Genomic DNA, 17,875 nt, shown 5'->3' on the forward strand with positions numbered 1-17,875 from the left:
CGTGTCAGCGCGAGCGAGGCGCCCAGCGTACAAGAGCCGCGTTGATTGGGGGAGAGTTCGGGCTGGAGAGCGCGGCGCCGCCGCTGATCTCCAGGGCGCTTTGAGCGCCGGCCGAGACGGTACTCAGCCGAATGCGAGTGCGGCCGCTGCAACCAACAGGATCAAGCTGGTGGAGACAGTCCCGAACCAGAGCATTGCCAGCAGAAAGCCGTCGCCGCCGGTGACGGGCTGCTTGTTGTGCGCCAGCAGCCGGCGCATCAGGATGGCCTGGTAAACGCCAAGGCAGACAAGCGGGGCGATGAGGGCGATCCGCGGCCCGGTGTTGCCGACCAGCATCGTGTACAACGCGGTGCCGAATATGCCGCAGCCGAAGTTGCCCAGCGCGCCATGCAGCATGAAGGTGTCCCTGATCGAAAGCGGCTTCGGCAGCGCCGGTGCCAGTCTTAGCTTGCTGGCCTGCTGCAGGGCCGCTTCGTCGATACCGCGCGTCTGCAGTTCTTCCTGCAATACGGTTTCTGCCCACGATTCAAGCGATTGCTCGCCCCACATCCGCATCAACGCGGTGGTGTCCATCGCGCTGATGCGCGAGCGCAGGGCTGCATGTGATGCGTCCATCTCTACCGTCCTTGGGTGAGTTGCCGGGAAGTGCCTTGTGGCCGGATGTTGCCATCAGCCGGGAGTACGGAGCATGGATGATAGGCCAGTGGCGCAGAAACAAAAGCCCGGGAAATCCCGGGCTTTTGTGGTCAATCATCAACGCGGCCGAGCATTACTCGATCGGCTGGTCCAGCATCAGCTGGCGTGCGAAACGCACCGGCGGTGCGCCGTAGGACAGCATCTGGTCGTGGTAGGCCTTCAGGTTGAAGTTGGCACCCTGCTTTTCTTCCACGGCCTTGCGGCTGTCAAAGTGCTCCTGCGCACCGACGAAGTAGGTCGGTAGCTGCGCCGAGGTGAGCTGGGCGCGGACCCACTTGCCCGAGGCTTCGCTTTCCTGCTGGAAGGCGTCGTGCGTCATCAGGTGCATGGCCTGCTCGCGGCTCCAGTTGTCCACGTGCACGCCCTGGTCGAGGATGGCGTTGGCAATGGTGCGCAGGTAGAACTTCAGCTGCACCAGGTGGAACAGCGGGTCGTTATCCAGGTAGCCCTGCTCCTGCATCATGCGCTCGGTGTACACGGCCCAGCCTTCGGCAAACAGACCCGAGCGCAGCACCGCACGCAGCGTCGAGGGGAACTTGCCCGAGTGCCAGCCTTCCAGGTAATGGCCCGGCGTGCCTTCGTGGATGGAGAGCAGGTGGATCATGCGGCTGTTGTATTCGCGCAGGAACGAATCCACCTGCTTGTCGTTCCAGTCGTCCGGAATCGGCGAGACCGCGTAGAAGGTCTTCAGGTTCTTGTCCAGCGGGCCCGGCGAATCGCAATAGGCCACGGCCACACCGCGCTGGAATTCCGGCATCAGGATGATGTCCACCGGCGCATCCGGCAGGGTCATCAGGTCGTGCTTGCGGACGAACTCGGTGGACTGGTCCAGCGCGGTCTTGGCATCTTCGACGACCTTGTCGCGCGCCGGCTTGTCGGCATAGGCCAGCTCAAGTGCGGCTTCGATGGCCTTCTGCTGCTGCTCGTCGCTGGGGTTGGCCGGCATTTCCGGTGCGCCCGGCTTGTCCTTCAAGACCACCTGGGCGATGCCGTACATGTCGGCACGCACGCGGGTCAGTTCGGCACGCGCGCGCTCGCCGATCTCGGCGCGCGACAGCGACGAGTTGAGCGAGAACTTCAGCTTCTGGTCGTACTTTTCCGCACCGATGCGGAACTCACCCTTGGCGTTCGGCACCAGGGTCTTGTCCAGCCACGTCTGCTGCTCTTCAACGGCCTTGGTCAGGTTACCGATGGCGGTCTTCAGGCGCTCCTGGTCGGCAGCTCCCAACTGGCCGATGTTGGGCACGATGAAGGTGTCCACCAGGCTGAGGATGCCGCGGTTCTGCTTGGCCACGGTTTCGGCGTGGATCTTCGGCACGCGGGCCGGGTCCAGGTTGGCGCGGGCGGCAGCGAAGATCTGCGGGATCTGCTCGATGCGCGCGGTCGCCGACTTCAGGCGCTCGGGCAACGGTGCGAATTCACGCGCCATCAGGCCGTAGATGGCACTGCCGGCCAGGCCGTTGTAGGTCTGCGGGTCCCACTTCCACGACTGCAGAGTTTCGTTATTCCAGATGTCCGACTGCAGCTGGTTGCGCAGGATGGCGGCGTCCACCTGGTTTTCGCGGCCGAGTTTGCTGACGTCGATCTTTTCCAGGTCGGCAAGCAGCGCCTTGCTGGCTTCCAGGCTCTTCTGCTGGCCGGCCGCACTCAGGTCATCGAGCTGACTGTCGAAACGGTGGTCGCCAATCTGCGTGGCGCCAACCGGGGACAGCTGCATCCACGTGTCCAGCGCCTTCTTCGACAGCTCGCCGAACTGTGCGTCGGCCTGGCTCTGGCCGGCCTGCTCTGCAGTGGCGGCGGGGGCGTTGGGGGCTTCGCCACTCTGGCAGCCGGCCAGACCGGCAAGCAGGGCGGCGGCGAGCAGGTGCTTGCGCATCGGTAATCCTGGGATTCTGGAGAATCCCCGAGCATAGGCGGACGGCGGTACCGCCGCACATGCCTTTGGTTGGGCGCACCTTGCCGAAACGGGCGGTTCACGCCCAGGCCCTGCCGCGCGTAGGAGCGCCCTCGGGCGCGAAGCCAGCATCGCTGCCGAAGCTGACAGCACATTGGCCTTGCGAAGGAAGTCTCGCCCCTCAATCGGCAGGTTTCGCGCCCGAGGGCGCTCCTACAGCAGCCGGTTCGCCTGGCAACGCCACCATCCACACTTTCTTAGCGTTCGTATTCAGGCTTGTCGCTATGCTTGCCGCGCTGCCGGGTGGCCGGCACCAACCTTTCAGGGAACACCGAAGCATGAAGCGTTTGCAGGCAAGTGGCTGGGTACTGAGTGCGGGACTGGGCGCGCTGATGTTGTTGGCCGGCTGCAGCCAACATGAGATGGCGGCCGATGCGGCGGCGGCTCCGGCCGAGGCACTGCAGTCGCCCGACGGTGCCTACCTGGCCTACGAGCACACCGTGCAGCTGCGGTTGCCGGCCCAGGACATCGCGCCACGGGTGAAGGCGGTGACCGAGGCCTGCCAGAGTGCGAAATTCGGTGATTGCGCGGTACTCAACGTGTCGCAGCAGGCCGGTGATACACCCAGCGGTTCGGTGCAGGTGCGCATCGCTCCCAAGGGCGTGGAGCCACTGGTTGCATTGGCCAGTGACAAGGGGGAGCTGACCACGCGCCACACCCAGGCCGAGGATCTGGCGCAACAGGTGGCCGACACCCGCTTGACGCAGGCGCGTTTGAAGAACGAACACGAACGCCTGGTCGAGTACCAGCAACGGCGTGATCTGACGGTCGCCGATCTGTTGACCATCTCCCAGCGCCTGTCGGAGATCGAAGCCGGGCTGGAGCAGGCCAACCGCGATTCGGCGCAACAGCACAGGCGCATCGACACGCAGTTGGTCACCATCAACATGGAATCCACCAGCAGCCAGCGCAACCGCAGCGAAATTGGCCGCGCACTGGGAGAGTCCGGCGAAATCTTCACGACCAGCCTGGCGTATTTGATCCGGTTTGCTGCCGGTGTGCTGCCGCTGTTGATTATCGGCGGCCTGCTGCTTTGGGGTGCCCGGGCCTGGTGGCGTCGCCGTCGCAGGAACCGCGCGGGCAGCGCCTGACGGACAGGAAAACGGCGCCGCAAGGCGCCGTTTTTTCATCCTGTCACCGGCGCTTGCTGGTGCGGCTTGAGCGGTGAAGCCGGGGGCTGGCTGATATCCCGCCAGCCCATTGCATCTGCAGAACGCGTGCCGGCACCGGCTTCGCGGCACAAACCACGCCTGTCGGCGGCGATCACGAATGCAGGTGCAACTCCGGCACGCTCTTTTCATGCGCGGCGAACAGGTCCTGGAATTCTTCCTCGTTCAGTTCATCGGGCAGGTACACCGCGACCTGGCTGCTGGCACCGTTGGCGTCCACGCGCTCACGTGGGCCGGCGCGCAGGGATATCTCGCGGTCTTTCCAGGTGATGACCATGGGCGCTTCGTCCCATTGCGTGACTTCGGCGTTCTCGCTGTCCCAGAGGATGACGATCGTATACATGTGCGGTTACCTGTCTTCAGTTGCGGCGTTCGCTGGTGATGGTTGCGCCTTCGCGCATCACCAATGTGACCGGAGTGCGGCTGACCACATCCAGCAGGCGCTCCCATTGCGCATCGGTCAGTGCGCCGGTGGCCGACAGCACCCGGTGCACCTGCAGCTTACCGGCTTCGTCGCGGCTGGAGCTCAGCTCGGCCTTGAATTCACCCAGGTCCCAGCCTTTTTTCTCTGCATACATGCGCAATGTAATCGCGGTGCAGGAGGCCAGTGACGCCAGATAAAGGTCGAACGGCGCCATGCCTGCGTCCTGCCCGCCGAGGCTGGCAGGCTCGTCCGCGACCAGGCTGTGTTTGCCGTTGCTGATCTGATGGGCGTAGTTCGTCGCCGAGGAGGTGATGCTGACGTGAGCCATGTGGCGTCTTCCAGTTGGGCAGGTGAGGTCACGTTAGCGGCTGCTGATGACCATCGGTAGTCTGCTCCAGCTGGCTGCAGCGTTCCGTGAAGTGAACGCTGCAGCTAGCCCACGCATATGGTCCGGGTAGGCCAGGCAAGCATGGCGCAACCGCGAAGTGATCGGTTGCCGGGGCGCGGATGCATCACCGGATGCCGGGGATGCGTCTGCCAGCGCCTATGGCGCAGCGTTTACGACCCGCTGGTTGGCTTGCCGATGCGTACCGGCAGCGGAATGTTGCACAGGTCGATGTGGCCGGCCGCGCGTTTGTAGAAGTCATCCACGCGATTGCGGCGTGCTTCCACCGCATCGGCAAAGGTCTTGGAATCGGTGCGCAGTACCTGCAGCGCCAAGCGCTGGTCGGCCGGCAGTTCGCTGGCCAGTTGCATGGAGATGATCGGCGTGCGTTCGGCGGCATTCTCGTAGAAGCCCATCGGCTCGGGGCCACGCTTGATGCTGCTCAGCAGTTCCATGCCCTTGAGCACGCGGCCGACCAGGGTGATGTTGCGGTCGAGCTGGCGTGGCGACTGGCCGGTGACTACGTACAACTCGGCACCGACACTGCTGTCTTCATCATTGTTGCGGCCGGCACCGAGTGCGCCGTAGCAATGCGCCAGCCACGTGTGTTCACCATCGCTGCCCACGGCGAAGTCGCCGACAAAACCCGTGCTGGCGGCCCAACCGTCACGGTCGGGCAGGGCGTTGAACGCCAGGCCCTTGGCTGGGCGCTGGAACTCGGCGGGCAGATGTTGTTTGGCGCTGCCCATCGACTTGGCCTTGGCGCTGTCCTCGGCATCCACGTCGCCAAACTGCACGACGAAGTTGTCCTGCGCGCGGTAGATGCTCAGCCCATCCCAGAAGTGCTCGCGTGCCATCGTGCGGATGTTGCCGACGTGCTGGGGGGCGAAGTCCGGCGCCAGCTCGATGATGACGCGGCCGCCTTCCAGGTTCATGTACAGCGTGTTCTCCGGCGCCGGCGTATGCCAGTCGCTGGCAGGCGCGGCGTCGATGATCTCCTGCGCGCTGCGGTACTTGGCGGGTGCATCAGCGGCCAGCAGCGGCAGCGGGGACAGCATCAGGGCCAGGGCCAGCAGCGAAGGGCGAAGCGTCATCGGGCGCATTCCAGATTGGGTGTGGGCCGATTCTGCGGGATACGGAGGTCGGGCGGCCAGCGTCGTGACGGTGGTGGGAGTGACTACCGGCACATTCGCTATAGCGAACTCAACAATAGTGTTGGCTCCAGGCTGGTTTGCAGGAGTGATGTCATGAACGACCTGGAAGCCCAACTGCGAAAGTTCCAGAAGGAGCTGAGCACCGGCACGGTGTCGCTGGCCTTGCTGGCGGTGCTGGCCAAGGCCGAAGCGCCGATGTACGGCTACCTGATTGCCAAGGAGCTGGAGCGGGTAGGCGATGGCGTACTCAGCGGCAAGCAGAGCGCGTTGTATCCGGTGCTGCGCAACCTGGAAGGGGCCGGCCTGCTGGAAAGTCATATCGAGCCATCGGTGGCGGGGCCGCCGCGGCGTTACTACCGCATCAATGACGACGGCCGCGCCGCGCTGCGGCAGTGGATCGCGGCCTGGACGGCCACCCGGAATTCGCTGGAATCCGTATTGGAGGGAATCATCTGATGAACACCGACAACACCCCAAGAGCGCTGCCGACCACGATCCCCGAATACCTGGAGCAGCTGCGTGGTGCGCTGGCCGGTGCCGATTCGGCGATGGTCCAGGACGCGCTGTACGACGCCGAGGAATACCTGCGCTCGGAGTTGGCCGAGCAGGCCGGCAAGAGCGAGGCCGAGGTCATTGCGGGCGTGGCCGGCAGCTACGGTGCGCCGGAGGAAGTGGCCGAGATCTACCGCGAAACCGAAGTCACCGTGAACCGCGCGCTGCGCACGCCGGGCATGCGTCTGACGCCGGCAGCGGTGGCGTCGGCCGCCGCGGTCACCTCGGCGAGTGCGGCCATGCCGCCACCGCCGACAGCGGCCAAACCGCGTTCGGCACTGGCGCGTTTCTTTGGTGTGGCCCTGGACCCGCACACCTACGGTGCGCTGTTCTACATGCTGCTGTCGTTGGCGACCGGCACGTTCTTTTTCACCTGGGTGGTGACCGGGCTGTCGCTGTCGGTGTCGTTGCTGATCCTGATCGTCGGCATCCCGATCCTGCTGCTGTTCCTGGGCTCGGTGCGGGTGCTGTCGCTGGTGGAAGGCCGCATCATCGAAACCATGCTGGGCGTGCGCATGCCGCGCCGTCCTGCCTATAGCGACAAGAGCCGGGGCTGGCTGGCGCGCATTGGTGACATGTTCTCCGATGGCCGCACCTGGCTGACGATGCTGTATTTCCTGCTGATGCTGCCCCTGGGCAGCGTGTACTTCAGCATTGCCACGACACTGCTGTCGCTGTCGTTGGCACTGATGTTCGCACCGCTGGCCAGTTTTTTTGTGGACCAGCCGGTGGGTATCTGGATCGACGGCGTGAACGTTGCTGGAGCGTTCTGGTTGTGGCCGTTGTCGGTGGCCGTGGGGGCGGTGTTGTTGTTCGCCACGCTGCACCTGGCGCGCGCCATTGGCAGGATGCATGGCGCCCTGGCCAAGCATTTGCTGGTGCGGCTGTAATCCACGCGGAGCGGCAAGGAAACGGGGCGCCAGTGGCACCCCGTTTTGTTTTCAGCGGCGGCAAATGCCGCGGATGTTCACGGTCATGCGGGGCGCACGAGTGCCGAGGTCGCCCTGCGAACCACAGGCAGGAGCAGCAGCAACACCGGGAATGCGATGAGCCACGAAATACCCCAGGCTCCGAGCCAACGGGAAGTGAGATGAGGCGACATGCCAATGGCCTTGAGCGTGCTGATCAGCGACACGATGCAGGTCATCAGGGCAGAGAGCAGCAGCGGCATGACCAGCGAGCCGTAGCGCGCGGGAAGTTTGGGGATGCCGAAAAAATGAGTGGGTGTGTTTGTAGCGTTCACGCGAGGATTCCTTGATCCGGTCAAGCAAAGGCGCCTTCACCCGCAACTGGGCGAACAGCCCCGGCAATGCCGGAGTTGATGGGCGCGTTGTTTGACGTGAACGCTTACGGTCGCCGCGAGAACGACGACGGCGGGCATGGTAGAAGCCGCCGCGTGCGAAGGCAAGAACTCGATGCGCAGCGCCTTGTCCGCGGTACATGCCTGCGCGGCCGCAGGGAATGGGGACTGACTGCGAGTTTGAACCGGGCATTTACCGGCCCTTGGCATCGGCTTGACCCGGCAGGGCTTCCATCTAAAATGACTGACAGTCAGTCAGTGATCTGCTGTTTATTGCATGGACAAGCGCACCGCCATCATCGATGCCGCCATTGCCGTGTTCGGCGAAAAGGGCGTGGAGAAAGCCACGGTCTCGGACATCGTCAAGCGTGCCGGCATCGCACAGGGCACCTATTACCTGTACTTCCCGTCGCGGCTTGCGGTGATGGGCGGCATTGCCGAGCAGGTGGTCGCGCGCATGTTGCAACGTCTGCATGCGCAGCTGGACGGCCTGTCGGCGGCTGCCCAGCTTGATGCGCTGGCCGGGGCGATCTTCGCCGTGGTCGAAGAACAACACCAGGTGGTGGCGCTGCTGTACAGCGGCATGACCCAGACCGATGAAATGCGGCGCTGGGAAGCCATCTACGCGCCGTTGTATGACTGGCTGCAGCAGGTGCTGGAACAGGCACGTGCCGAAGGCGCGGTGGCCGCCAATGTGCAGCCACGCTACGCAGCAAGAGTGTTGGTCGGCGCCATTGAGGCCGCGGCCGAGCAGGTGCACCTGTATGCCGCCACTGCGCCGCAGGAGGCGCATGCGCATCGCGCGGAGTTGGAGCGCTTCATCCGTGCAGGTCTTGGCCGCACGGCGGCCGAGTAGCGGCGCAGCCCTTTCATGCATCACGCCGCTGCGTGATGCAGACAATCAACGAGGAGAAACGCATGGCCAGTAAAGGCTGGTTTTACGTGGCCCTGACCTGCGCGTTCGAGCTGGTCTGGGTCTACGGCTTCAACGTGGCGACGGTGTGGTGGCACTGGATACCGATCATCGCGGTGATCCTGGTGGACTTCCAATGGCTGGCGCGTGCCTGCGAAAGCCTGCCGACCGGCACGGTGTACGCAGTGTTCGCGGCGGTGGGCACGGTGGGCGCCGCATTGATGGATATCTTTCTGTTCGACGGCAGTTTCAGCGTTGCCAAGGGCGGTTTCATGGCGCTGCTGGTGATCGGTGTGATTGCACTGAAGCTGGCCGATGGCAAGGCCGCAGACAGTACCGGCGCCGCCGGCCAGGGAGGCTGAAATGGGTTGGTTTCTGGTAGTGACCGCGGCACTGATGGAAACGCTGGGCGTGGTTGGTTTGAAGCGTTATAGCCTGCACAGGAACGCGCTCAATGCATTGATGTTCTTCGGCGGTTTCGGCGCGTCGTTCGTGTTGTTGTACCAATCGTTCCGCTACATCCAGCTGAGCGTGGCCTACGCGGTGTGGATAGGCCTGGGCACAGCAGCGGCGGTGCTGGTCAACATGCTGTTCTTTGGCGAATCACGCAGTGTTGCGCGGCTGCTCAGCCTTGGCGTGATCGTGATCGGCGTGGTGGGGTTGAAGGCGGTTTCGTGAATGCAGCAGGCCCCGGTGGATGCCGGGGCCTTCGTATGCGAGGAGTGCTGATTTTTGCCCTTCTCCCGTTTACGGGAGAAGGTGCCCGAAGGGTGGATGAGGGGGAGCTTTTAGCGCTTGAGTCTTCGGAGCTCTTGGAGCCTCTACAACAGGCCCCGGATAGCGCACTGCAAGCTCAATTACTGTCGCTTCGCTCTTCCCCTCACCCCAACCCCTCTTCCGTGAACGGGAGAGGGGCTTAAGCAAAGCCAAAGCTGTCAGCGCTGTGCGCGACGACGCAGCGGGGTGACGTTGCTGCTGGTGCTCTTGCGGGGCTTCTTCGCCGCCGCCGGCTGCGACTGCGCGCTGAAGAAATCGCGCATCTTCGGGTACACCACTTCACGCCAGCGGCGGCCGCTGAAGATGCCGTAATGGCCGGCGCCTTCAACGATGAAATGGTCACGGCGCGCGGCCGGAATGCCGGTGCACAAGGCCTGCGCGGCTTCGGTCTGGCCGAGGCCGGCGATGTCGTCCAGCTCGCCTTCGATGCTCAGCAGGGCGGTGTCGCGGATGGCGGACGGGTCCACATGCTCGCCGCGCACATACCACTCGCCACGCGGCAGCAGGAACTCCTGGAAAACCACGCGGATGGTGTCCAGGTAGAACTTGGCCGGCATGTCCAGCACGGCGTTGTATTCGTCGTAGAAATGGCGGTGCGCATTGGCATCGTCCATGTCGCCCTTGACCAGGTCGGTATAGAAATCCCAGTGCGACATCAGGTGCCGGCTGGGGTTCATCGCCACGAAACCGGCGTGCTGCAGGAAGCCCGGGTACACGCGGCGGCCCTGGCCCGGGTAGGGCGCAGGAATGGTGTGGATGACGTTGTTCTCGAACCACGACAGCGGGTTGCGCGTGGCCAGGTTGTTGACCGCGGTCGGGCTGCAGCGCGCATCGATCGGGCCACCCATCATCACCAGCGAGCGCGGCGTGGTTTCGCCGCGGCTGGCCATCAACGACACGGCGGCCAGCACCGGCACCGTCGGCTGGCAGACGCTGACCACGTGCACATTCTCGGCGCCGAGGTGGCGGATGAATTCCTGCACGTACTCGATGTAATCGTCCAGGCCGAACTCGCCCTGTTCCACCGGCACCATGCGTGCGTCCACCCAGTCGGTGACGTACACGCGGTGGTCGCGCAACAACGTGCGCACGGTGTCACGCAGCAGCGTGGCGTGGTGGCCGGACAGCGGCGCCACCACCAGCACGATGGGCTGGGCGAGCAGCGCCTCGACCTTGGAGGTTTCATTGCTGTGGCGCTTGAAGCGCAGCAATTTGCAGAACGGCTTTTCCATTTCCGTGAGCTGGGCGATGGGGACGATCTCGCCGTCCAGTTCCAGCTCATGGATGCCCCATTCGGGCTTCTCGTAATCCTTGCCGAGGCGATGGAACAACTCGTTCATCGCCGCGAAGCGGTCGGCACCCGGCATGGATGACCACCAATGCCCCGGTTTGTTGAAGAACGCCGCATTGGCTTGCGCCTGGTGAACCCAGGGGGCGAGCAGGTTGCGGGTCAACTCATGCAGGTTATAGAGCATGTCTATGCATTATGTATGGTCATATGGTGCTGCGCAGCATAGCGCAACCGGGCGAATCCGGCGTTAAATGCCGCGCCTGCGTATTCAGCCGCTGCGCTCAAGCGCTGCGATGTCCTCGCTGAAGGCCGGGCCCAGCCAGCAATGCGAGCCCACCGAGCGGAAGCCCACGTCCTGCAACTGGCGGCGGTACCAGCGCGCCGGACGCTTCTGGAAGCCCTCGTGGTCGCCGTGGAAATCGTCCTCGGCGGTGAAGGTTTCCAGGAAGGCGACGCCACCGCACAGCTCGGCCAGGCCTTCCACGCCCTGGCGCAACTCGCGGCTGGGCACGTAATGCATCACATCAGAACAGATCAGCAGATCCACCGGCGCGCACGGGCGCAGCCATTGGAAATCACCGAAGCGGGCCAGGTGGATATTGCGGGTGCGGCCGTAACGGCGCACCGCGTACTCGCTGCTGTCAAACCCCATGTACTGCAGTTTGGGCCGCAGTTTCAGCAGCGGCGCACGCCATGCTGCTTCGCCGCAACCGACATCCAGCACGCTGCGGATGGGGCGTTCGAGGTAATACTCGGCGCTGGCAACGGCCAATTGCACCTTGCGCGCCAGGCGCGCAGCGCCGCCGATATCACCGCGTCGGTACCAGCGTTGGAAGTAGGCGGCGTCGTACTGCTTGTCCTGCATGTGCGTGTCTTGTGCGGATGGGCGAAAATGGCGCCCATCCTACGCCGCCGCCGGAGCACATGCATGCAGTCGTATTTCTGGGTCAAGACCTTTCACCTTGTGTTCGTGGTGGCGTGGATGGCGGCGGTGTTCTATCTGCCGCGCATTCTGGTCAACCTTGCCGAGGCCGCCGGCCAGCCTGCGGTGGTGGAGCGCTTGCAGCTGATGGGCAAGCGTCTGTACGGGTTTGGCCACACCATGTTCGGCATCGCCTTCGTGCTGGGTTTGGTGCTGTGGCTGGGCTACAAGGTGCTGCCTGATTTCCCGACCATGGTAGCCCCGGGCGCCGCGGGTTGGCTGCACGCAAAGCTGGGCCTGGTGGTGTTGCTGCTGGTCTATTACACCTTCACCGGCCGCTGGTTGAAGGGCACGCTGAAGGGCAAGCCGCTGCCGTCCTCGCGCGCGCTGCGCTGGTTCAACGAGCTGCCGTTGGTGTTGTTCATTGCGATTGTGTACCTGGTGCTGGCCAAGCCGTTCTGAGGTTTCTGCAGCATTGTTGGATGCGAAAGAAAGGCCGGCACATTGCTGGTCTTTCTTTTTTGCGCGTTGCTGAAGGCCTTCCCCCTCTCCCCAACGCCCGCTCCGCGCCCCGGCCCTTGCGTTGACGCAAGGGCACTCATCGGATCGCGAACCAATGGTTCGCAAACGCTCCTCTTCGTCCCGCAAGGGGAGAGGGGCTTTGAAGCTGCAGTTGCACGTATTGCCTCAACTCGCGGCCTACCGAGCCCCTCTCCCCTTGCGGGAGAGGGGTTGGGGAGAGGGGGGGAAGCAATCCCCCGCACCAAACAAAAAGGCCGGCAATGCCGGCCTTGCAGATGACTCAGGCGCTGGGCGCGCGTTGCCGCAGTTCCCGGCGTGCGGCATCAATCCACTCGCGCTGTGCCTGCTGGTAATAGCGGGGTGAGATGTCGGCGCGGTCCAGCACGGCCTGGAACTGTTTGTCAGCGTCCTGCAGGCGCCCGGCACGCTGTAGCAACAGGCCGTGGCGCAACCTGGCTTCTTCGCCCGGGTAGCCCTCGACCAGTGCTTCGTACTCGTGCAGGGCTGCCGGCAGATCGCCGCTGTCTTCCACGGTGCGGGCATACAACAGATGACCTTCGTGGGAACGGAAGCCGGGGTTGGCGGCAATCAGCGCTTCCAGCGTTTTCCGCGCCTGCGCGGCCTGGTGCAGACCGTATTGCGCCTTGGCCAGGCCGAGCATCAGGTCGGGGTCTTCGCGGTGGATGCCGCGCAGCGCGCCTTCAAACAGCGTCGCGGCCTCGGCGTACTGGCCGTGGGCCAGGTGCTGTTCGGCCAGTTGGCGACGGTTTTCGGCGGTATCGGAGACGCGCAGGCGCTGGTCGGCCTCGCGTTTTTCACGCTGCGGATCGAGCTGGTTGCGCACCTTGCGCATGCCGCGACGTGCGCTGGGGTTGTTGCGCAGCTCGGGCACGACCTCGGCGATCACATAGATCAGCACGGCCAGGTACGAGAAGAACAGCAGGATGAAGATCCAGTAGAGCGGTCGCCCGGTGCGCACCACATGCACGCAGCAGGCGACCTGCAGGATCAGCGAAAGCAGAATGATCGGGCTCATCCGTGCGTTCCCGTGGTGGAGGCGGCTCAGGCCGCTTCGTAGGCACCGTAGCTGCGCAGGCGCTTGTAACGCTGCTCCAGCAGCGCGTCCACGCTCAGCTTGTCCAGCGCGTCCAGCTCGTTGAGCAGCACGGCCTTCAAGCGCTTGCCCATCTGCGTGGGGTTGCGGTGGGCGCCGCCGATCGGCTCGCGGATGACCTTGTCGATCAGGCCCAGGCTCTTCAGGCGCGGTGCGGTCATGCCCAATTGCTCGGCCGCTTCCTTGGCCTTGCCGGCGTCCTTCCAAAGAATGGAGGCGCAGCCTTCCGGGCTGATGGTCGAGTAGACGCTGTATTCCAGCATCAGGGTGCGGTCGCCCACGCCCAGTGCCAGTGCGCCGCCGGAGCCGCCTTCGCCGATCACCGTGCAGATCACCGGCACCTTCAGCTCGGCCATCTCCATCAGGTTGCGGGCGATGGCCTCGGACTGGCCACGCTCTTCGGCGTCGATACCCGGCCAGGCACCGGCGGTGTCGATCAGGGTCAGCACCGGCAGGCCGAAACGCTCGGCCATCTTCATCAGGCGCAGTGCCTTGCGGTAGCCCTCGGGCTTGGGCATGCCGAAGTTGCGGCGCACCTTTTCCTTGGTGTCGCGGCCTTTCTGGTGGCCGATCAGCATCACCGAACGGCCACCGATACGGGCCAGGCCGCCAACAATGGCCTTGTCATCGGCAAAGGCGCGGTCGCCGGCCAGCTCCTGGAACTCGTCACAGAAGATGCGGATGTAGTCCAGCGGATAGGGGCGCGACGGGTGACGCGCCACCTGCAGCACCTGCCAGGAGGAAAGGTTGCGGAAGATCTGTGCGGTACGCAGGCGCAGCTTGTCTTCCAGCGCCTTCACCTCGGCATCGACATTGACCGCCGGCCCGGCGCTGGCGCTGCGCAGGTCCTTGATCTTGGATTCCAGATCAGCGATGGGTTGCTCGAAGTCGAGGTAGTTCGGATTCATCGGAAACCGTCATGAATTTAAAGAGGGGAAGTGTAGCCGAACGCGGCGGATCAACCCGTACGCGTCCGTTCGGTCAGTTGGCCCAGGGCGGGCTGTACTTGACCTTGACCCGGCGCACGGCGGGGTCTTCGCGCAGGGTATCCAGCAGCTGCGGGCTCACCCGCACCGCGCCGGGGCCGCCCAGGTCGAGCATGCCGGCCACGCTGCCGTCGGGCTTGCCGTTGAGCAGCAGGTCCAGCCGCAACGGGGTGCGGCCGGGGCGTGCACTGGCCAGCAGGGTGTCGATGCGCTGCCAAATTGGGCCGCCGCGGCCGTCCACGCGCAGGAACATGCCGGTGGCATGGTCGGCGCACAACTGCTCGTAATCCCAGCACTGGCGGATGCGCAATGCATAGCCGCCGTTGAATTCATCCTCGCGCAGGCCGCCCTTCACGACCAGGATGCGGTCCTTGGTCATCAGGTGGCCGAATTCGGCCAGGCCGTCGGTGAAGGCGCTGCACTCCACACGGCCCTTGCCGTCTTCCAGCTGCATGAACACCTGGCTGTCGCCCTTGCGGCGTACACCCACGACCATGCCGGCCAGGATCACCGGCGACTCCTGCCGCCACGCGCGCTTTTCACCGTCCTTGGACGGGAACGCTGGCGCAATGAGCTTGTCCAGGGCGCCCAGGTCGGTGCCGACCAGTTCCTTGACGTCCTCGGCATACGGATCGAACGGGTGGCCGCTGAGATAGAAGCCCAGCGTTTCGCGCTCGCCGTTGAGCAGTTGTGCCAGTTGCCATTCCTTGCTCTCGGGCAGATCCAGCTGGCGCGCCGTGCTGGCCGCGTCGGGCGCGCCGAACAGCGAGTTCTGGCCCGACGCTTTTTCGCGCGCCATCTGCTCGGTGGCCTTGAGCACTTCCGGCAACTGCAGCATCAAGGTTGCGCGATTCTTGCCCAGGCCATCGAGCGCGCCACAGTTGATCATCGCTTCAAGCGTGCGCCGGTTGAGCTTGCCCGACTCGATGCGTGTGCAGAAATCCAGCAGCGAGAGGTATTCGCCACTGCGCTGTCGTTCTTCGACCACGGCCTCGCAGGCGCCCTGGCCGACGCCCTTGATGGCACCCAGGCCGTAGCGGATGGTGTCGGCGTTGGCCGCCTCGAACATGTAGGCCGATTCGTTGACACGCGGCGGCAGCACGGTCAGCCCGAGGTTGCGTACCTCGGCCAGGAAGCCCACCACCTTGTCGGTGTTGTCCATGTCCGAAGACAGCGTCGCGGCCATGAATTCGGCCGGGTAATGACGCTTGAGCCAAGCAGTCTGGTAACTGACCAATGCATAGGCGGCGGCGTGCGATTTGTTGAAACCGTAGCCGGCAAACTTTTCCATCAAGTCGAAGATGGCGTCGGCCTTGGCTTCATCCACGCCGTCCTTGGCCGCACCTTCGCGGAAAATTTCGCGGTGCTTGGCCATTTCCGCCGGCACCTTCTTGCCCATCGCACGGCGCAACAGATCGGCGCCGCCCAGCGAGTAGCCGCCGACGATCTGCGCCATCTGCATCACCTGCTCCTGGTACACCATGATGCCGTAGGTGTCTTTCAGGATGGCTTCGGTGCGCGGATCGGGATAGATGATTTCTTCCTGGCCGTGCTTACGCGCGTTGAAGGAAGGAATCAGGTCCATCGGGCCGGGGCGGTACAGCGACACCAGCGCGATCAGGTCTTCGAAGCGGTCCGGGCGCGCGTCCTTCAGCAGGCGGCGCATGCCCGAGGATTCAAACTGGAACACCGCGCCGGTGTTGCCGTTGGCGAAGATGTCCTTGTAGGTGGGCGCGTCATCAAGCGGGATGGCGGCGATGTCCACCGGCGGAATGCCGGCGCGCTCGTGGCGCTGGTTGATCGCCTTCACCGCCCAGTCAATGATGGTCAGCGTGCGCAGGCCAAGGAAGTCGAACTTCACCAGGCCCACTTCTTCCACGTCGTTCTTGTCGAACTGGGTGACCGGGTTCTTGCCGATGCCGCCTTCGTCATGTTCGGCGTACAGCGGGCAGAACTCGCTCAGCGGCTCGGGGCCGATCACCACGCCACCGGCGTGCTTGCCGGCGTTGCGGGTGAGGTCTTCCAGCTGCAGGGCAAGGTCAATCAGGTCGCGGACGTCGTCCTCGGTTTCGTAGCGCTGGATCAGTTCGGCCGAGGCCATTTCCGAATCCGCGCCGTCCTTGCCCTTGCCCAGCGCATCCTTCAGGTGGATGCCCAGGATGTTGGGGATCAGCTTGGAAACACCATCGACCAGGCCATACGGGAAGCCCAGCACACGGCCGGTGTCGCGCACCACGGCCTTGGCCGCCATGGTGCCGTAGGTGATGATCTGGCTGACGCGCTCGCGGCCGTACTTGCGCGCGACGTAGTCGATCACCTCATCGCGGCGGTCCATGCAGAAGTCGATGTCGAAGTCGGGCATCGACACGCGTTCGGGGTTGAGGAAACGCTCGAACAGCAGGTTGTACGGCAGCGGATCCAGGTCGGTGATCTTCAGCGCCCACGCCACCAGCGAACCGGCGCCGGAACCACGGCCCGGGCCGATCGGAATGCCTTGGTTTTTGCCCCACTGGATGAAGTCGGCAACGATCAGGAAGTAGCCCGGGAACCCCATCTTGATGATGGTGTTGAGCTCGAACTCCAGCCGCTCGAAGTAATCCTCGCGGCTCATGCCCGGCGCCAGTGGATTCTTCTCCAGGCGCTCGGTCAGGCCGTCGCGCGACATCTTCTGGATCCAGGTGTCCAGGGTTTCGTCGTCGGGTACCGGATAGTTGGGCAGGAAGTAGGTGCCCAGCCGCATTTCGACATTGCAGCGCTGCGCCAGCGCCAGCGTGTTGTCGATGGCATCGGGGATGTCGGCGAACAGCTCGCACATCTGTTCGGGCGTTTTCAGGTACTGCTCGCGGCTGTACTCGCGCGGACGCTTGGGGTCGTCCAGCACGCGGCCGGTGGAGATGCACACGCGCGCTTCGTGCGCGTCGAAATCATCCGGCGACAGGAAGCGCACGTCGTTGGTGGCGACCACCGGCAGTCCACGCTGGCCGGCGGCCATCAGCGCGAACTGGTTGAACGGCTCTTCACCATCACGGCCGGTGCGGGTCAGTTCCAGGTGCAGGCCATCGCCGAACACACGCTGCCAGTCGGCCAGCTGTTGCTCGGCCAGATCGTGGCGGCCTTCGCCGGCCAGGCGGCCGGCCAGACTGTGGCGGCCGGCCAGCGCGAACAGGTTCTGGCAACCGTCCTTCAGCCATTGCGGGTGCACCGCGACGCCGCCTTCGTTGCGGTGGCCTTCCATCCATGCACGGGTGAGCAGCCGCGACAGGCTCAGGTAGCCCTCGCGGTCGCGGCACAGCAAGGTCATCCGCCACGGGTCCTGGCCTTCCTCTGCGATCAGCAGGTCGGCACCGGCGATGGGCTTGATGCCCACGCCTTCGGCGGCCTTGTAGAACTTCACCAGCGCGAACATGTTGTTCAGGTCGGTGACGGCCAGGGCCGGGGCCTGCATCTCCACCGAGCGACTGAGCAGGTTGGCCTGCTTGGCTTTCTTGGGATCGGCCTGGTCCGGCTTGGCCGGGACACGGATGGTGGAGTCCACCATCGAGAATTCGGTGTGGACGTGAAGGTGTACGAAGCGGGAAGAAGTAGACATGCCGGGCCAGAAGTGTGCCGACGCAGGGTAACGACGGGGGGGCGGGGGAGCAAGCGGGGGTCAGCTGGGGGCCGCACTACAGGGGCAGCCAGGCGGGCGCGGCGGGGAGCTCATGCCGGCGCCTGCT

18 protein-coding genes are annotated in these 17,875 nt (G+C 64.4%); 7 read left to right on the forward strand and 11 right to left on the reverse strand.

All coding sequences use genetic code 11. The features are described 5' to 3' along the window. Positions 1-123: 123 nt before the first annotated feature. Positions 124-615 (reverse strand): hypothetical protein, encoded by a 492-nt coding sequence (locus tag ACVOLO_RS03470; RefSeq protein WP_481568888.1) that lies wholly within the window; start codon positions 613-615, stop codon positions 124-126. A 154-nt stretch (positions 616-769) separates the two neighbouring features. Further along, positions 770-2,572 (reverse strand): DUF885 domain-containing protein, encoded by a 1,803-nt coding sequence (locus tag ACVOLO_RS03475; protein WP_481568889.1) that lies wholly within the window; start codon positions 2,570-2,572, stop codon positions 770-772. Positions 2,573-2,928: 356 nt separating this feature from the next. Here ACVOLO_RS03475 and ACVOLO_RS03480 point away from each other — a divergent pair, with 356 nt between their 5' ends. Further along, positions 2,929-3,741, forward strand: a complete 813-nt coding sequence (locus ACVOLO_RS03480; protein ID WP_481568890.1) for a DUF4349 domain-containing protein — start codon at positions 2,929-2,931, stop codon at positions 3,739-3,741. 172 nt (positions 3,742-3,913) lie between these two features. On the opposite strand, the gene ACVOLO_RS03485 is transcribed toward ACVOLO_RS03480, so the two are convergent. The 3 genes from ACVOLO_RS03485 to ACVOLO_RS03495 all read right to left on the reverse strand — a co-directional run bounded on the left by ACVOLO_RS03485 (position 3,914) and on the right by ACVOLO_RS03495 (position 5,722). Continuing rightward, positions 3,914-4,162, reverse strand: coding sequence for a hypothetical protein (locus tag ACVOLO_RS03485; RefSeq protein ID WP_481568891.1), 249 nt, complete (start codon positions 4,160-4,162; stop codon positions 3,914-3,916). A 16-nt stretch (positions 4,163-4,178) separates the two neighbouring features. After that, positions 4,179-4,571, reverse strand: a complete 393-nt coding sequence (locus ACVOLO_RS03490) for an OsmC family protein (RefSeq protein ID WP_481568892.1) — start codon at positions 4,569-4,571, stop codon at positions 4,179-4,181. A 230-nt stretch (positions 4,572-4,801) separates the two neighbouring features. Next, positions 4,802-5,722 carry a peptidylprolyl isomerase gene (locus ACVOLO_RS03495; protein WP_481568893.1) on the reverse strand — a complete coding sequence of 307 codons (921 nt, stop codon included), beginning with the start codon at positions 5,720-5,722 and terminating at the stop codon, positions 4,802-4,804. Positions 5,723-5,875: 153 nt separating this feature from the next. On the opposite strand from ACVOLO_RS03495, the gene ACVOLO_RS03500 reads away from it, so the two are divergent. Both ACVOLO_RS03500 and ACVOLO_RS03505 read left to right on the forward strand, forming a co-directional pair. Further along, complete coding sequence (locus tag ACVOLO_RS03500; protein ID WP_481568894.1) at positions 5,876-6,238, forward strand: PadR family transcriptional regulator; 363 nt, start codon at positions 5,876-5,878, stop codon at positions 6,236-6,238. Further along, positions 6,238-7,224, forward strand: a complete 987-nt coding sequence (locus ACVOLO_RS03505; protein WP_481568895.1) for a sensor domain-containing protein — start codon at positions 6,238-6,240, stop codon at positions 7,222-7,224. The genes ACVOLO_RS03500 and ACVOLO_RS03505 overlap by 1 nt, the downstream gene beginning before the upstream one ends. An 83-nt stretch (positions 7,225-7,307) precedes the next feature. Here the strand turns inward: ACVOLO_RS03505 and ACVOLO_RS03510 are convergent, their stop codons facing one another. Continuing rightward, positions 7,308-7,577, reverse strand: coding sequence for a DUF2798 domain-containing protein (locus tag ACVOLO_RS03510; protein ID WP_481568896.1), 270 nt, complete (start codon positions 7,575-7,577; stop codon positions 7,308-7,310). A gap of 334 nt (positions 7,578-7,911) precedes the next feature. Here ACVOLO_RS03510 and ACVOLO_RS03515 point away from each other — a divergent pair, with 334 nt between their 5' ends. The 3 genes from ACVOLO_RS03515 to ACVOLO_RS03525 all read left to right on the forward strand — a co-directional run bounded on the left by ACVOLO_RS03515 (position 7,912) and on the right by ACVOLO_RS03525 (position 9,225). Beyond that, positions 7,912-8,490, forward strand: a complete 579-nt coding sequence (locus tag ACVOLO_RS03515) for a TetR/AcrR family transcriptional regulator (RefSeq protein ID WP_481568897.1) — start codon at positions 7,912-7,914, stop codon at positions 8,488-8,490. 62 nt (positions 8,491-8,552) lie between these two features. Then, positions 8,553-8,909, forward strand: a complete 357-nt coding sequence (locus ACVOLO_RS03520; protein WP_481568898.1) for a DMT family transporter — start codon at positions 8,553-8,555, stop codon at positions 8,907-8,909. Between the two features lies 1 nt (position 8,910). Beyond that, the gene (locus ACVOLO_RS03525) at positions 8,911-9,225 is read left to right on the forward strand and encodes a DMT family transporter (RefSeq protein ID WP_481568899.1); all 315 of its coding nucleotides are present in this window, start codon (positions 8,911-8,913) and stop codon (positions 9,223-9,225) included. Between the two features lie 257 nt (positions 9,226-9,482). Here the strand turns inward: ACVOLO_RS03525 and ACVOLO_RS03530 are convergent, their stop codons facing one another. Continuing rightward, a complete protein-coding gene (locus ACVOLO_RS03530) occupies positions 9,483-10,799 on the reverse strand; it encodes a polyhydroxyalkanoate depolymerase (protein WP_481568900.1) in 1,317 nt (438 codons plus the stop codon). Positions 10,800-10,883: 84 nt separating this feature from the next. Next, on the reverse strand, positions 10,884-11,480 hold the full coding sequence (locus tag ACVOLO_RS03535) for a methyltransferase domain-containing protein (protein ID WP_481568901.1): 597 nt from the start codon (positions 11,478-11,480) through the stop codon (positions 10,884-10,886). A gap of 63 nt (positions 11,481-11,543) precedes the next feature. On the opposite strand from ACVOLO_RS03535, the gene ACVOLO_RS03540 reads away from it, so the two are divergent. Then, positions 11,544-11,999: a CopD family protein gene (locus ACVOLO_RS03540; RefSeq protein WP_481568902.1), complete on the forward strand. Its 456-nt coding sequence runs from the start codon at positions 11,544-11,546 to the stop codon at positions 11,997-11,999. Between the two features lie 340 nt (positions 12,000-12,339). On the opposite strand, the gene ACVOLO_RS03545 is transcribed toward ACVOLO_RS03540, so the two are convergent. The 3 genes from ACVOLO_RS03545 to dnaE all read right to left on the reverse strand — a co-directional run bounded on the left by ACVOLO_RS03545 (position 12,340) and on the right by dnaE (position 17,748). Continuing rightward, positions 12,340-13,095, reverse strand: coding sequence for a tetratricopeptide repeat protein (locus ACVOLO_RS03545; protein ID WP_481568903.1), 756 nt, complete (start codon positions 13,093-13,095; stop codon positions 12,340-12,342). 26 nt (positions 13,096-13,121) lie between these two features. Next, positions 13,122-14,081 (reverse strand): acetyl-CoA carboxylase carboxyltransferase subunit alpha, encoded by a 960-nt coding sequence (locus tag ACVOLO_RS03550; RefSeq protein WP_481568904.1) that lies wholly within the window; start codon positions 14,079-14,081, stop codon positions 13,122-13,124. A gap of 73 nt (positions 14,082-14,154) precedes the next feature. Then, a complete protein-coding gene (gene dnaE, locus ACVOLO_RS03555) occupies positions 14,155-17,748 on the reverse strand; it encodes a DNA polymerase III subunit alpha (RefSeq protein WP_481568905.1) in 3,594 nt (1,197 codons plus the stop codon). Between the last annotated feature and the right edge of the window lie 127 nt (positions 17,749-17,875).

The sequence above is a fragment of the Stenotrophomonas sp. STEN056 genome (assembly GCF_056759635.1).

Excerpts from the sequence above, each read along its gene's own strand:
- ACVOLO_RS03530 (WP_481568900.1), bottom strand. The coding sequence starts at position 10,799 with ATGCTCTATAACCTGCATGAGTTGACCCGCAACCTGCTCGCCCCCTGG.
- ACVOLO_RS03505 (WP_481568895.1), top strand. The coding sequence starts at position 6,238 with ATGAACACCGACAACACCCCAAGAGCGCTGCCGACCACGATCCCCGAA.
- ACVOLO_RS03535 (WP_481568901.1), bottom strand. The coding sequence starts at position 11,480 with ATGCAGGACAAGCAGTACGACGCCGCCTACTTCCAACGCTGGTACCGA.
- ACVOLO_RS03490 (WP_481568892.1), bottom strand. The coding sequence starts at position 4,571 with ATGGCTCACGTCAGCATCACCTCCTCGGCGACGAACTACGCCCATCAG.
- dnaE (WP_481568905.1), bottom strand. The coding sequence starts at position 17,748 with ATGTCTACTTCTTCCCGCTTCGTACACCTTCACGTCCACACCGAATTC.
- ACVOLO_RS03480 (WP_481568890.1), top strand. The coding sequence starts at position 2,929 with ATGAAGCGTTTGCAGGCAAGTGGCTGGGTACTGAGTGCGGGACTGGGC.
- ACVOLO_RS03495 (WP_481568893.1), bottom strand. The coding sequence starts at position 5,722 with ATGACGCTTCGCCCTTCGCTGCTGGCCCTGGCCCTGATGCTGTCCCCG.
- ACVOLO_RS03485 (WP_481568891.1), bottom strand. The coding sequence starts at position 4,162 with ATGTATACGATCGTCATCCTCTGGGACAGCGAGAACGCCGAAGTCACG.
- ACVOLO_RS03545 (WP_481568903.1), bottom strand. The coding sequence starts at position 13,095 with ATGAGCCCGATCATTCTGCTTTCGCTGATCCTGCAGGTCGCCTGCTGC.
- ACVOLO_RS03550 (WP_481568904.1), bottom strand. The coding sequence starts at position 14,081 with ATGAATCCGAACTACCTCGACTTCGAGCAACCCATCGCTGATCTGGAA.
- ACVOLO_RS03520 (WP_481568898.1), top strand. The coding sequence starts at position 8,553 with ATGGCCAGTAAAGGCTGGTTTTACGTGGCCCTGACCTGCGCGTTCGAG.
- ACVOLO_RS03515 (WP_481568897.1), top strand. The coding sequence starts at position 7,912 with ATGGACAAGCGCACCGCCATCATCGATGCCGCCATTGCCGTGTTCGGC.
- ACVOLO_RS03525 (WP_481568899.1), top strand. The coding sequence starts at position 8,911 with ATGGGTTGGTTTCTGGTAGTGACCGCGGCACTGATGGAAACGCTGGGC.
- ACVOLO_RS03500 (WP_481568894.1), top strand. The coding sequence starts at position 5,876 with ATGAACGACCTGGAAGCCCAACTGCGAAAGTTCCAGAAGGAGCTGAGC.
- ACVOLO_RS03540 (WP_481568902.1), top strand. The coding sequence starts at position 11,544 with ATGCAGTCGTATTTCTGGGTCAAGACCTTTCACCTTGTGTTCGTGGTG.
- ACVOLO_RS03475 (WP_481568889.1), bottom strand. The coding sequence starts at position 2,572 with ATGCGCAAGCACCTGCTCGCCGCCGCCCTGCTTGCCGGTCTGGCCGGC.
- ACVOLO_RS03470 (WP_481568888.1), bottom strand. The coding sequence starts at position 615 with ATGGACGCATCACATGCAGCCCTGCGCTCGCGCATCAGCGCGATGGAC.